This window comes from Achromobacter sp. (assembly GCF_036567245.1).
GTDB lineage: Bacteria > Pseudomonadota > Gammaproteobacteria > Burkholderiales > Burkholderiaceae_B > Achromobacter.
Map to the genome: position 1 here is coordinate 1 of NZ_DATCUY010000651.1, position 12,852 is coordinate 12,852.

Below are 12,852 nucleotides of genomic sequence, written 5' to 3' on the forward strand. Positions count from 1 at the left end.
CCTGGCCGCCGCCGGCTGGCCGCTGTCCCGCATCGACTGGTCCGCGCCCTCCGGCGATCCGCTGAACGTGCGCCTGGTCCAGGGCAACATCGAACAGTCGCAGAAGTTCGACCCCGCCCTGCTCGACCAAAGCCTGGTGCGCCACCTGGACCTGGCCGCCATGCCGCCGGCGCCCGGCGTACCCGCGCCACAGTTGATCATCCTGCCGGAAACCGTGCTGCCAATCTTCCAGGACCAGCTCGATCCGCGCGTCTGGACGGTCTGGCGCGACCTGGCGGCGCAACGCAATACGACCATCGCCATGGGCGTGCCGCTGCACGACCGTGTCAACGGCCGCGACCGCTACACCAACAGCGTCATGGGCTTTGACGGCAATACACCGGTCGAACAGCTCGCCGCCGGCAATACCGCCATGCGCTACGACAAGCGCCATCTGGTGCCCTGGGGCGAATACGTGCCGCCCGGCTTCCACTGGTTCGTGGACATGCTGAACATTCCGCTGGGCGACTTCGACCGCGGCGCGGTGCGCCAGACGCCCTTCGCCGTCGGCGGCCAGCACATCGCCTTCAATATCTGCTACGAAGACCTGTTCGGACCGGACCTGCTGCCCTCGCTGCAGCCCGGCCCCAATGGCGAACCGGGCGCGACCATACTGGTGAACGTCAGCAACCTGGGCTGGTTCGGCGATTCCTGGGCCTTGCGCCAGCATCTGCAGATCGGCCGCTTGCGCACCATGGAAACCGCGCGTCCCATGCTGACCGCCACCAACACGGGCATTACCGCCGCCATCGATGCAAAAGGGCACGTGGCGGCCCAGCTCGCCCCGCTGCAAGCCGGCGTGCTGCCGGTGGCCGTGCAAGGCATGACGGGGCTGACGCCCTATGCGCGCTTTGGCGACAAGACCGCGCTGGCCCTGATCGGCCTGGCGCTGATTGCCGCGTTCGGCAGCGGCCGCCAGACGCGCCGCGCCTGAAAACGCTTCAGGCGAACAGATTGGCCGGCAGCGCGCCGCTCTCCCCGGGCGGGCGCAGCGGTCCGGCCCCGGCGCCCGTGCGCTCGATCGCATCCGCGATGACGTCCATGTCCTCGGCATCCAGTTCAAGCGATGCCGCGCCGAGCAAGCCATCCACCTGAGCCGCGCTGCGGGCGCCGACGATGGCGCCCGTCACGCCCGGCCAGGCCAAGGTCCAGCCCGCGGCCACGGCCGCGACCGTGGTGCCGTGGCGTTCGGCGATGGGCTTGAACGCATCGGCCAGCGCCAGGTTGCGCTCGATGCCGGGCGAGGTGAATTCCGCGTTGCGCGCGCGCCAGTCATCCGCCGGCAAGGCGCGGGCGCGCGCCATGCTGAAGCCGCCGGTCAAAAGACCGGACTGCATCGGGCTGTAGACGATCACGCCCGTGCCATTTCTCTCGCACCACGGAATCAGGTCCGCGCCCGCCGCGCGCTGGATGGCCGAGAACGGCGGTTGCAGCGTATCCACGTGGCCCAGGGTTTCGGCCTGTTGCAACTGCGCAAGATTGTGGTTCGACAGGCCCACCGCCCTGACCTTGCCTTCCTGTTTCAGGTCCAGCAATTCCTGCCAGTACACCTCCAGGGGCGTGCCGTCGCCCGCCGGCCAGTGCATCTGGTAGAGGTCGATGCGCTCCACGCCCAGCCGGCGCAACGAGTCGTCGACTTCGCGCCGGATGCTGGCCGGCGCCCCGGTACGCCGCGGCATCGCCTGCGGCTGCTCCGCCGACCAGGTCAGGCCGCATTTGGTGAAGACGTAGGGCCGCGCGTCCGGCGCCATCTGCGCCAGCGCGCGGCGCACGATCTCCTCGGAGTGTCCCAACCCGTACACCGCCGCGGTGTCGATCCAGTTGATGCCGCGCTCGACCGCGCGGCGGATCGCGGCCACCGAATCGGCGTCGTCCTGCGGTCCCCAGCCCACCGCCCAGCCGTTGCCGCCGATGGCCCAGGCACCCAATCCGATGCGGGTGATGTCCATGCCGCTCTGACCTAGCGGGCGCGTGGGGAACGAGGTCTTGTTGCTCATGGCGATGTCCGTGTGCACCAATCCGGCGCAGAAAACCTTCCGGATCGGAAAAAAAGTTTCCGCTCACGATAGCATTCTCACAAGCCTTTGATTTACTTGAATTCCGCATCAATCGCCCTTGCCAAGCCTGCGCAAAGAAAGAGCAAAAACGGGTAAAAAATCTCTTCCAACCCCCTTTTTTTCATCACTTTCTTGCTTTTTGCCGTGAAGCGACTTGCACACCATATTTAGTTCGTGCATAATCTCGTTTCTTCGCCAACGGCACTAAACAAAACCGGCAACGAACTACGAAAAAGCACGCAGTAAAACGTGTGTTCGCCTTCGTAAAACGTTGAACGGGTTGATTAGAAAGACGGGGGTATAGCTCAGCTGGGAGAGCGCTTGCATGGCATGCAAGAGGTCAGCGGTTCGATCCCGCTTACCTCCACCAGTCAACGGCGAAGGATGCAGTACCAGTTTGCAAGTCCAAGTCCCCTTCGTCTAGAGGCCTAGGACATCACCCTTTCACGGTGAGTACAGGGGTTCGAATCCCCTAGGGGACGCCAGTTCGCTGGCAGCAGTATGTAGTGATGCAGTTGAAGTGACCATGTAGTTGAGTATGCCGCTGCGGAGCGGTAGTTCAGTTGGTTAGAATACCGGCCTGTCACGCCGGGGGTCGCGGGTTCGAGCCCCGTCCGCTCCGCCAAAAGCTCTCGCTCAGAGTCTTTCAAGAGCTCCGTTTTCGGGGCTTTTTGCTTTTATATAGTGTGAGACCTTGTTGTCTGAAGTTTGGGACATCGAGGATCCTGGGGGGTATAGCTCAGCTGGGAGAGCGCTTGCATGGCATGCAAGAGGTCAGCGGTTCGATCCCGCTTACCTCCACCAGTAAGCAGTACGGTAGTAAAGTAGTTCTGTTTCGTTCAGGTCCCCTTCGTCTAGAGGCCTAGGACATCACCCTTTCACGGTGAGTACAGGGGTTCGAATCCCCTAGGGGACGCCAGTCTTTCTGGCATGTAGTACCAAGCTGCCTTGACACCGCAGTGCATTGAAGAAGTCAGAGTAAGCCGCTGCGGAGCGGTAGTTCAGTTGGTTAGAATACCGGCCTGTCACGCCGGGGGTCGCGGGTTCGAGCCCCGTCCGCTCCGCCAAGCACATCATGCGGTTCGCAAGTCTGTCTGCTTCAGCATCCCTTGAAAGCTCCGGTTTCCGGAGCTTTTTTGCATTTCTGCCGGCCGCATTTGCCCTCATCGCCAGCCGGCAGCCATCTTCTCTACTCTCCCCCCTGCGCTCAGTCTCGTCCATTTCGCCATCTGGACAGCGCGCCGGCGTGCCTTCATTCTCTTTGCGTCGTGCCCTGCGAAAAGAAGAGGACTACGTGACCGCGAACGCCGCCGCTCCCCATCCGCACCGCCAGCATCTGCAACGCATCATCGCGGGCCTGAACGAAGGCATCATCCTGCTCGAGGCGGACGGCGCCATCGCCTGGGCCAATGCCAGCGCGCTCAACCTGCATGGCGCCGACACGCTGGATGAACTGGGCGGCACGCCGGCGGGCTATCGCAAGCGATATACCCTCAGCTTCCGCAACCATCAGCGCGTGCCCGCGCGCCAGTATCCGCTGGATCTCCTGGCCGCGGCCGAGCCATTCGACGAACTGCTGCTGGACCTGGCACGCAAGGACGACGAGGAATTCCGGCGCAATGTGCGCGCCAGCGGCCTGCACCTGGACGGCGGCGACGGGGCCGATTACCGCGTCCTGATCTTGCACGACCAGACCGGGCAGTTCAACGCCGAAGAACGCTTCGAGCGCGCCTTCGGCGCCAATCCCGCGCCCGCCCTGATCTGCCGCCTGTCCGACCTGCGTTACGTGAAGGTGAACCAGGGCTTCCTGGAAATGACGGGCTACGCGCGCGACGCCATACTGGGCAAGTCGGCCTACGACCTGGACGTGCTGGACGGCGATGACAAGAACAACGCGGTCGCCAGGCTGCACGAACGGCAGACCATTGCACAACGCGAAGGCGTGCTGAAACTTGCGGATGGCAGCCTGAAGTTCGTCATCGTCGCGGGCCAGCCCATCGACATGCAGGGCGAGCCATGCATGCTGTTCACCTTCATCGACGTGGAAGCCCGCAAGCGCACCGAACTGGCCTTGCGCGAAAGCGAGGAGCGATTCTCCAAGGCATTCCGCCTAGCGCCCGTGCCCATGGCCGTCTGCGAGGGCGAGACGCTGCTCGCGCTGGACCTGAACGACGCCTTTGCCGCAGCCACCGGCGCCTCGCCGCAGGACAGCATCGGCCACGCGCTGACCGCTCTGGGCCTGCGGCTCTCCGAGGATCTGGAGACCAACCTCAAGCGCGGCGAAAGCGCACGCAACCGCGATGTGGCCTTGGCGGCCAAGGACGGCAGCCAGCTGGATTGCCTTCTGTCGGCGGAGCCCGTGACCATAGGCGGCCAACAACGTGTGCTGCTGGCCATCCAGGACATCACGGAACGCAAGCGCTCCGAGACGGAACTGCTGACGGCGATCGAAGCCGTCATGCAGGACACCTCCTGGTTCAGCCGCAGCGTCATCGAAAAGTTGGCGCAACTGCGCGAACCCGCGCCCGCCACCCGCGACGTGGCCGAACTGGCGCAGCTCACCTCGCGCGAGCGCGAAGTGCTGGGCCTGATGTGCCAGGGCCATGACGACGACGGCATCGCCCGGCAACTGAAGCTGTCGCGCAATACCGTGCGCAACCACGTGGCCACCATCTACAGCAAGATCGGCGTACACCGCCGCAGCGCGGCCATCGTGTGGGCGCGGGACCGTGGCATCACCGGACACGAGCGCACGCGGGCGCGCGACAAGCGCGACCAGGCCTGATACCCCGATTATTTACAATTGGATGCAAAATAATCAGCATTCAGGCGTCCCCGAAGATATGGGCCACTTAGACGCGGGCATCCTCCAAAATCTTCCATTTCCAGCAAAAACAACAACAACAGGGTACTAATTTCCGCCTGTCGACCTGGATTGCGCAAACCGTGCGCAGCTTCTTACGATCCGCCGATCCCGCCCTTGCCTGCCAAGCGGCGCGATCCCCGCAAGCCGAAAGGAGCCCCATCCATGCAGACCGCCTACATTCCCGTCCCGACCGTCGCCAAGCCGGCCGCCGCTCCCGCCTGGAGCGCCGCCGACATCATGGCGCTCTACGAGCTGCCGTTCATGGATCTGGTGTTCCGGGCCCAGCAGACGCACCGCGCCCATTTCGATCCGAACGCCATCCAGCTGTCCAGCCTGCTGTCGATCAAGACCGGCGGCTGTCCCGAGGACTGCGCCTATTGCCCGCAGTCCTCGCACTACGACACGGGCCTGGACGCCGACAAGCTGATGCCCCTGGCGGACGTGGTAGCCGCGGCCCGCAAGGCCCAGGAAGGCGGCGCGCAGCGCTTCTGCATGGGCGCCGCCTGGCGCAGCCCCAAGCCGCACCACCTGGAGGCGGTGGCCGAGATGGTCAGCGCGGTGAAGGCCCTGGGCCTGGAGACCTGCGTCACCCTGGGCATGCTGCGCGAGGGCCAGGCCGAACAACTCAAAAGCGCCGGCCTGGACTACTACAACCACAACCTGGATACCTCGCCCGAGTTCTACGGCAAGATCATCTCCACCCGCACCTACCAGGACCGGCTGGACACGCTGGACCGGGTGCGCGACGCCGGCATCAGCGTGTGCTGCGGCGGCATCGTGGGCCTGGGCGAATCGCGCCGCGAACGCGCCGGCCTGATCGCCCAGCTGGCCAGCATGGAGCCCTATCCCGAGTCCGTGCCGATCAACAACCTGGTGCAGGTGGAAGGCACGCCGCTGGCCGGCGTGGAAGCCCTGGACCCGTTCGAATTCGTGCGCACCATCGCCGTGGCCCGCATCGCCATGCCGCGCGCGGCGGTGCGTCTGTCCGCGGGCCGCGAAGCCATGGACGACGCGCTGCAGGCGCTGTGCTTCATGGCGGGCGCCAACTCCATGTTCTACGGCGACGCCCTGCTGACCACGGCCAATCCGCAGATGGAAGCCGACCAGCGCCTGCTGCAGCGCCTGGGCATGCGCATCGACGCCGCCCAACACCAGCACCACGACGCCACGGCATGCCGCTGACCCCGGGCCTGCTCTACCTGCTGGCCAGCGTCGCCTGCAGCGTGACCGTGGCCGTGCTGCTGAAGCTGGCGCGGCGCTGCCAGGTGGACGTGCGCCAGGCCATCGCCATGAACTACGCGGTGGCCGCCCTGCTCTGCTGGGCCGTGCTGCGCCCGGATCCGGCCGCGCTGCTGGCGCCGCAGACCCCATGGCTGGTGCTGGCCGCGCTGGGCGTGCTGCTGCCCAGCGTGTTCCTGGCGATGGCCGCGGCCGTGCGCCATGCCGGCATCGTGCGCAGCGACGCGGCGCAGCGCCTGTCCCTGTTCATCCCGCTGCTGGCGGCCTTCCTGCTGTTCGGCGAATCGGTCAGCGGCCGCAAGCTGGCCGCGACCTTGCTGGCCGCCAGCGCCTTGTACTGCCTGCTGCGCCGCCCCGCCCGCGCACAAGCGCCGGGCGAGGACACACCCGCCAGCACCCGCGCCATGTGGCTATGGCCGCTGGTCGTGTGGGTGGGCTATGGCGTGATCGACATTCTGTTCAAGCAGATGGCGCGCGCAGGCACTGCCTTCGCGGGCGGCTTGCTGCTCGCGTTCGTCATCGCCGGTCTGCTGATGCTCGCCTATCTGTTGGGAAGCCGGGTGCGCTGGCAGCTGCGTCACCTGGCCGCTGGCGCAGTGTTGGGCCTGGCGAACTTCGGCAACATCCTGACCTACATCCGCGCGCACCAGTCGCTGCCCGAGCATCCCGCGCTGGTATTCGCATCGATGAACATGGGCGTGATCACCCTGGGCACGCTGGTCGGCGCGCTGGCCTTCCGCGAACCCTTGACCCGGCTGAACCTGCTGGGCATCGCGCTGGCGCTGGCCGCCATCGTGCTGATGGCGCCCTGGTAGGGGCGCCATCCCGGCCTCAGGTGCCGGTGCGCCTCTGGCGTCCGTCCTCGGCCGCGTCGTCTGCCTGGTCCGCGCCGGCCTCGCCAGGCGGTTCCTGCGCGGGCGGCTCGGCCGTCGCTACCGGCGCCACGTCGGGCTGCACCATTTCCATGGCGATGTCGGTCGCCGGATCCACCCGCGGATCCAGCACCGCCGCGGCCGGCGAACTCTGCAGCGTGTCCGGCATGGGCACGAAATGCGTCGGGGCCTCATCCACCTGGTGCGCGCCAGTGACGCGGGTGGGACGCACGTGCCAGACCAGGATCAGGGCGCAGGCGGAGATAAACACGTAGTACATGCTGGGCCCGGCCAGGGACATCAGCACCCCGGCAATCATCGGGCCGATGCAGGCCCCCACCCCGTAGGTCATGAGCAGCACGGCCGACAGGCTGACCCGGCGCTCGGACTCCACGTGGTCGTTGGCAAAGGCCGCGCCCAGCGGATACAGGGTGAACTGCAGCACGCCAAAAACACAGGACATCGCCACCAGCGCCCAGTACGGCAGGACGATCCAGCCCCACATGACCACGGGCAGCAGCACCAGCAGCAGCGCGTTGAAGCGGATCAGGCCGGCGCGGTTGATGCGGTCGGACAGCCAGCCCATGGGCCATTGCGACAGCAGGCCCGCAGTCACCGCGGCGGCCACGAAAATGGCCGCCTGCGAGGTGGACAGGCCGTGCTTGGCGCCGTAGACGGCTGCCAGGCCGTAGAAGGCCCCGGACAGGTTGCCCGCCACGAACAGCACCGTCATCGACAGCGGCACGCGCCGCATGAAGAAACGGATGTCCAGCGGCGCCGGCAGCGGCGTGGGCGGGTGCGAACGCGCGGTGACGGCGATCGGCACCAGGCACAGCACCAGGCACATGGCCACCAGGGTCAAGGGCCGCAGGTCCAGCGTGGCATAGGCGGTCAGGGCCAGTTGCCCCAGCACGGTGCCCAGGCCCGACACGACCATGTAGACGGAAAAGACGCGTCCGCGCTGGTGGTTTTCGGTCTGCTCGTTGAGCCAGCTCTCGATGACCATGAACTCGGTCACCATCACGATGCCCGAAATGACGCGGAACACCAGCCACAGCGGCATGGAGTCGACCAGCGTCTGCGCCAGGATCATGCTGGTGGCGACGGCCGCACAAGCGACGAACGCCCGGATGTGGCCCACGCGGATGATGAGCTTGTGCCCGAGACGGGCGCCGCACACCAGGCCCAGGTAGTAGCCGGCGATCAGGGCGCCGATCCACACCTCGCTGACAGACTGCGCTGTCAGCCTGAGCCCCATGTAGGTATTGAACAGACCCGTGCCGATAAGCATCAGCAAGGTCGCGAAGTAAAGCGACGAGAAGGAGGAGATGGTGGCGAGCATGGCGTCGGCAACCGCTGCTGGCGGCAGCGCAACAGGCCGCCGGAGCGGCCCGCTGCACTAAGCGGTAAAACAGGAACTGCGTGGGATCAGACTTGCGACAGCATCGTGGCTGCGTCGCTGACTTCGAACTTGCCGGGGCCTTCGATGTTCAGCTGCTTGACCACGCCGTCGACGATCAGGGCCGAGTAGCGCTGCGAGCGCACGCCCATGCCGCGCTGGATCAGGTCCAGCTCCAGGCCCAGTTCCTTGGTCCACAGGGCGGAACCATCGGCCAGCATGCGGACCTTGCCGTCCGTCTTCTGCTCGCGGCCCCAGGCGCCCATGACGAACGCGTCGTTGACGGCCACGCACCAGATTTCATCGACGCCCTTGGCCTTCAGGGCGGCGGCCTGTTCCACGTAGCCCGGCAGATGCTTGGCCGAGCAGGTGGGCGTGAAGGCGCCGGGCAGCGCGAACAGCGCAATGGTCTTGCCACGGGTCAGATCGGCCACCTGGAACGCGTTGGGGCCCAGCGAGCAGGCGGCGGTTTCGGTTTCGATGAATTCGGTCAGGGTGCCGTCCGGCACGCGATCGCCGACTTTGATCGTCATGTAGATCTCCAGGAATGGGGGCAATGCACTGGGGCAGGAGCGCCCCACAGCCTCCATCATAGTTCTTGCGCGGCCGCCTTGCTGGCCGTCAGGACCTCGGGAAAAAAAGATGCACAGTCTGAAACGACTCCATACCGTGCCTACACGGGTTCGAAACGGCTGATTGCCATAATGTTGTGGTTGCGATCACCGCCCGCGCACGCCGCGCAGCCGGCTGGCGGGCATCTAGCGGAGATTCATCGATGCGCAAGATCTTGACCGGCCTGGCCCTGACGCTGGCCTCGGCTGCCACGGCCTGGGCAGCTCCTGATGCCGCCGAACAGGCCCAATACGATTCCTTCGTCGTCGCCGCCGGCGCCTCCAACGGCGCCGCCCGCGCCTGCGGGGCCTCCGACCCCGACCTGGCCCAGCACCTGGCCACCTCCCGCAAGAACCTGCTGCAGTATGCGCAGGAGTATGGCTTCTCTTCGGGCGGGTATGACGGGCTGTTCCAGAAGGGGCAGGCTGAGGGGAAAACGATGATGGAAGAGATGAAGCGGTCGGGGGTGGATGGGTGCCGGGGGGTGCTGGGTAGCTTTCAGAATGAGAGGGTGATGGAGTACGAGGATATGAAGAGTGCGTTGGCTGAGGTTAGTGATGGGTTGCCGGGGGAGAAGGCTCAGTAGTTTTTGGGGGGGCGCGGTCCGGTTCTTGAGACGCCTGTCGCGCCGGGGGCCTGGGGTGCGCGGGGCAACGATTGCGGTCCGGAGCCTTCGCTCCGGACTGCCCCGTCGTCATCGTCGTCCAGGCCTGCGGCCTTCCCTTCCGATTCCCTCGGGCTTATCGACGCCCCGCGCACCCCAGGCCCCCGGCGCGACAGGCTTCGTCATTTGAAACTTGGCGTCGGCTGGGACGATCTGTGTGCTTGGGGTTCTCGCCACCTGTGGGGTGTGGCGATGGATCTTGCGGGGCCCGCCCCCGGCCGGCCGCGCGGGCGGCCTCTGGGGGCTTACGCGGCGTGTTGCGATTGATGATGGCGCTGCGCGCTGGCGGAGGATCGGTTCGAACACCAACAACAGTTGTCCATGACGATCCATGACGTCTCGCGCTCCCGCTCGTCATTTTTCGGAGTGGGGAGCGTCATTATTTGGCCTTCGACGCCGACAGACCTCGTGAGCGACAGCTGACATATCCTCCAGCCATCGCCACTTGAACCCCGGCGCTGGATGGGTGGCGCGCGCGCGTGGTCTGCATGCGCAAGCGACTACCCGCCGCGCGCCACCCATCACCGCCCCTCCCCCCTGACGGCGACGCCAGAAGAAACCCAATCGGCGCATTCGCGCCAGCGATCACAATCACACTTAAAAAAAATGACGTATGTATTATTCGGCCGCCCGCGCGGCCGAATAATACGGGCAGCCCAAGACTCGCCCCCGACCACAGCTCTAGCAGCGCAAGTAGCCCAGACGCACGCAGCCCGTCGGCGCGGGCGGCGTGGCGGCTCGCAACCTCGATGCGCCCGAGGGAATCTGAAGGAAAGGCCGAAGGCCTTGACGAAGATGACGACGGGGCAGTCCGGAGCGAACGCTCCGGACCGCAATCGTGGGCGCGAGCCGCCACGCCGCCCGCGCCGACGGGCGACCTACGAAGCGCACTATGCAGCCCAACAAGCACGTATGTGACACAAACAACTACGTACGTGCAACACCAACAACCCCAGATCCGATCAAAGCCCGTTCTGCTTGAACCAATCCAACATCCGTGTCCAAGCCTGCTCCGCCTCCGCCTTCCGATAAGAAGGCCGATAATCCGCATGAAACGCATGCGGCGCCTCCGGATACACATCGATCCGCGAAGCCTTGGCCGCCGCCGGCCCCTGTGCCAGTTCCAGCCGCATCTTGTCCACGTCCGCCATTGAAATCCCGGCGTCCTTGCCGCCGTAAGCCCCCAGCACCTTCGCCTTCAGCTCATTCACCTGGCTCAGCACCGACTTGGGTTTCAGATCGGAAGGCTGCCCGCCCAACTGGCCGTACCAGGCCGCGCCGGCCTTCAGCTTCGGGTTGTGGGCCGCGTACAGCCAGACCTGGCGGCCGCCCCAGCAAAAACCCACGATGCCCAGCCGGTCCGGATTGCCGCCGTTGGACGTGGCCCAGGCCGCGGTCGAATCCAGGTCGGACATCACCTGCGCGTCCGGCACCTTGCCGATGATTTCGGCCTGCAGCTTGGGAATATCGGTGTATTTGGACGGATCGCCCTGGCGCGCGAACAGTTCGGGCGCGATGGCCAGGTAACCCTGGTGGGCCAGCCGGCGGCACACGTCCTGGATGTACTCGTGCACCCCGAAAATCTCCGACACCACCAGCACGGTAGGCAGGTCCTTCTTGCCCTTGGGCGCCGCCCGGTACGCGGGCATCTTGCCGTCCTTGACCGGAATGTCCACCTTTCCGGCCACGAGACCATTGGCGTCCGTGGTGATCGCGGTCTGCGCCACGGCCTGGCCGGCCGCCAGGGAAAAACCCGTCGCCACCGTGGTGGCCATGAACCCCCGCCGGTTCAGCCGCAAAGGCGGAAGCAGGCTGTCGAAGTGCGCGTCCTGGTCATTCATCGAGAATCTCCTGGCAAAAAGCCGGCAGGGGCGGCCAGCGGCCGCCTCCCAAACCAGCCTGGTTCACTTCAGGGAGAAGTCCACGCGCGAGGGTTGCCCCTCGTCCTTGATGCCATCCGCGTCCAGTTGCGGCGCAACGATGAACACGCGATCCGCGAGTCCTTCCTGGGCTTGCAGCTTCTCATAAACCGCCTGCGCGCGCGCATCGGCCAGTTGGCGCAACTGCTCGTCGCCTACGGGCGCCACGCTGCGCAGCATCTCCTCCATCTGCGCCGCCGGCACGGACTTGGACATGCCGATGAAGTTGCGCGGCTTGTCCTTGATGTCCGTGTCGTCGTAGACCTCTTCCAGGTACTTGGCGCGTTCCGCGCCCGATACCTCGACGCCCGCGGGGTTCGGCTTCTTGCCGCGCGGCGTGACGTCGGCGGCCTTGGCGGCGCGGATCTTGGCGTCGACCCAGGCCTGGCGCAGGCCTTCCATGTCGGTCTTGGGGTCGGCGCGGCCGCTGATGTCCATCTTCAGGGCCGGACGGTCCGTCAAGGCCTTGATCAAGGTGTCGATGCGCTGCTGGCTGTCTTCGGTCAGCGCCGCGCTACCGGGCGCGAATTCCACGTAGGACAGTTCCTCGCCGCCGCCAAAGGCCGAGGCCAGCAGGCTGAAGGGCGAGGTGACGGCCTTGACCACCAGGTTCAGCAGCACGCGCACCACGATGCCGCCCACCGAGAACTCCGGATCGTCCAGCGAACCGGAGATCGGCAGGTTGATGTCGATGTTGCCGCGCGAATCCTTCAACAGCGCCACGGCCAGCAGCACCGGCAGCTTGGTTGCGTCGGGGCTGTTGGTCTTGTCGCCGAAGGTCAGCTGGTTGAGCACCACGTGGTTGGTGGCCTGCAGCGCGCGGTCCTTGATCTTGTATTCCAGATCCACCGACAGCTTGCCGCGCTTGATGGGGTAGCCCACGTACTTGGCCGAATAGGTGTTGAAGCGCGGCAGGTCCACGCCCTTGGCCGAGGCCTTCAGATCCAGCGACAGGTACTTGGCGAAAGGCTGCACCACCCCGCTGATCGACAGCGGCGCGGTGGTGTAGACGCGGCCAGTGACCTTGACCTTGGCGGGCTGGGGATTGGTGGACGACACCGCCGTGATCGAGCCTTCGATGCTGGACAGCTCGGCCACGTAGTTGGGCTTGACGAAGCGGTCCGTGAAGGTCATGCGGCCGCGGTTCAGGGTGACGCTGTTGACCGAGATGTCCGGCATGCCGCC

At 65.8% G+C, this 12,852-nt stretch carries 11 protein-coding genes and 6 tRNA genes; 11 read left to right on the top strand and 6 right to left on the bottom strand.

Annotated elements, in window-relative coordinates:
- A partial coding sequence (gene lnt, locus VIR09_RS27630) for an apolipoprotein N-acyltransferase (RefSeq protein ID WP_332015770.1) occupies positions 1-973 on the top strand: 973 nt, incomplete at its 5' end.
- A 7-nt stretch (positions 974-980) separates the two neighbouring features.
- Here the strand turns inward: lnt and VIR09_RS27635 are convergent.
- Together VIR09_RS27635 and VIR09_RS27640 are read right to left on the bottom strand one after the other, a co-directional pair.
- Positions 981-2,036, bottom strand: a complete 1,056-nt coding sequence (locus tag VIR09_RS27635) for an aldo/keto reductase (RefSeq protein WP_332015771.1) — start codon at positions 2,034-2,036, stop codon at positions 981-983.
- A 108-nt stretch (positions 2,037-2,144) separates the two neighbouring features.
- A complete protein-coding gene (locus VIR09_RS27640; RefSeq protein ID WP_332015772.1) occupies positions 2,145-2,276 on the bottom strand; it encodes a hypothetical protein in 132 nt (43 codons plus the stop codon).
- A 114-nt stretch (positions 2,277-2,390) separates the two neighbouring features.
- Here VIR09_RS27640 and VIR09_RS27645 point away from each other — a divergent pair.
- The 9 genes from VIR09_RS27645 to VIR09_RS27685 all read left to right on the top strand — a co-directional run bounded on the left by VIR09_RS27645 (position 2,391) and on the right by VIR09_RS27685 (position 7,016).
- Positions 2,391-2,466, top strand: a tRNA-Ala gene (locus tag VIR09_RS27645).
- A gap of 39 nt (positions 2,467-2,505) precedes the next feature.
- A tRNA-Glu gene (locus VIR09_RS27650) sits at positions 2,506-2,581 on the top strand.
- A gap of 63 nt (positions 2,582-2,644) precedes the next feature.
- Positions 2,645-2,721 (top strand) — tRNA-Asp (locus VIR09_RS27655).
- 103 nt (positions 2,722-2,824) lie between these two features.
- A tRNA-Ala gene (locus VIR09_RS27660) sits at positions 2,825-2,900 on the top strand.
- Positions 2,901-2,939: 39 nt separating this feature from the next.
- Positions 2,940-3,015 (top strand) — tRNA-Glu (locus VIR09_RS27665).
- 71 nt (positions 3,016-3,086) lie between these two features.
- Positions 3,087-3,163, top strand: a tRNA-Asp gene (locus tag VIR09_RS27670).
- A 227-nt stretch (positions 3,164-3,390) separates the two neighbouring features.
- Positions 3,391-4,881: a helix-turn-helix transcriptional regulator gene (locus VIR09_RS27675; RefSeq protein WP_332015773.1), complete on the top strand. Its 1,491-nt coding sequence runs from the start codon at positions 3,391-3,393 to the stop codon at positions 4,879-4,881.
- A 243-nt stretch (positions 4,882-5,124) separates the two neighbouring features.
- Positions 5,125-6,144 carry a biotin synthase BioB gene (gene bioB / locus VIR09_RS27680; RefSeq protein WP_332015774.1) on the top strand — a complete coding sequence of 340 codons (1,020 nt, stop codon included), beginning with the start codon at positions 5,125-5,127 and terminating at the stop codon, positions 6,142-6,144.
- Positions 6,141-7,016, top strand: a complete 876-nt coding sequence (locus VIR09_RS27685) for an EamA/RhaT family transporter (RefSeq protein ID WP_332015780.1) — start codon at positions 6,141-6,143, stop codon at positions 7,014-7,016. The genes bioB and VIR09_RS27685 overlap by 4 nt, the downstream gene beginning before the upstream one ends.
- Positions 7,017-7,032: 16 nt before the next feature.
- Here VIR09_RS27685 and VIR09_RS27690 read toward each other — a convergent pair whose 3' ends face one another.
- Positions 7,033-8,415 carry an MFS transporter gene (locus tag VIR09_RS27690; RefSeq protein WP_332015775.1) on the bottom strand — a complete coding sequence of 461 codons (1,383 nt, stop codon included), beginning with the start codon at positions 8,413-8,415 and terminating at the stop codon, positions 7,033-7,035.
- A gap of 86 nt (positions 8,416-8,501) precedes the next feature.
- Complete coding sequence (locus VIR09_RS27695; protein WP_332015776.1) at positions 8,502-9,005, bottom strand: peroxiredoxin; 504 nt, start codon at positions 9,003-9,005, stop codon at positions 8,502-8,504.
- Between the two features lie 242 nt (positions 9,006-9,247).
- Here VIR09_RS27695 and VIR09_RS27700 point away from each other — a divergent pair, with 242 nt between their 5' ends.
- Positions 9,248-9,670: a hypothetical protein gene (locus VIR09_RS27700; RefSeq protein ID WP_332015777.1), complete on the top strand. Its 423-nt coding sequence runs from the start codon at positions 9,248-9,250 to the stop codon at positions 9,668-9,670.
- Between the two features lie 1,040 nt (positions 9,671-10,710).
- On the opposite strand, the gene VIR09_RS27705 is transcribed toward VIR09_RS27700, so the two are convergent.
- Together VIR09_RS27705 and VIR09_RS27710 are read right to left on the bottom strand one after the other, a co-directional pair.
- The gene (locus VIR09_RS27705) at positions 10,711-11,589 is read right to left on the bottom strand and encodes a dienelactone hydrolase family protein (RefSeq protein WP_332015778.1); all 879 of its coding nucleotides are present in this window, start codon (positions 11,587-11,589) and stop codon (positions 10,711-10,713) included.
- 63 nt (positions 11,590-11,652) lie between these two features.
- On the bottom strand, positions 11,653-12,852 hold a 1,200-nt coding region (locus VIR09_RS27710), incomplete at its 5' end, for a DUF748 domain-containing protein (RefSeq protein WP_332015779.1).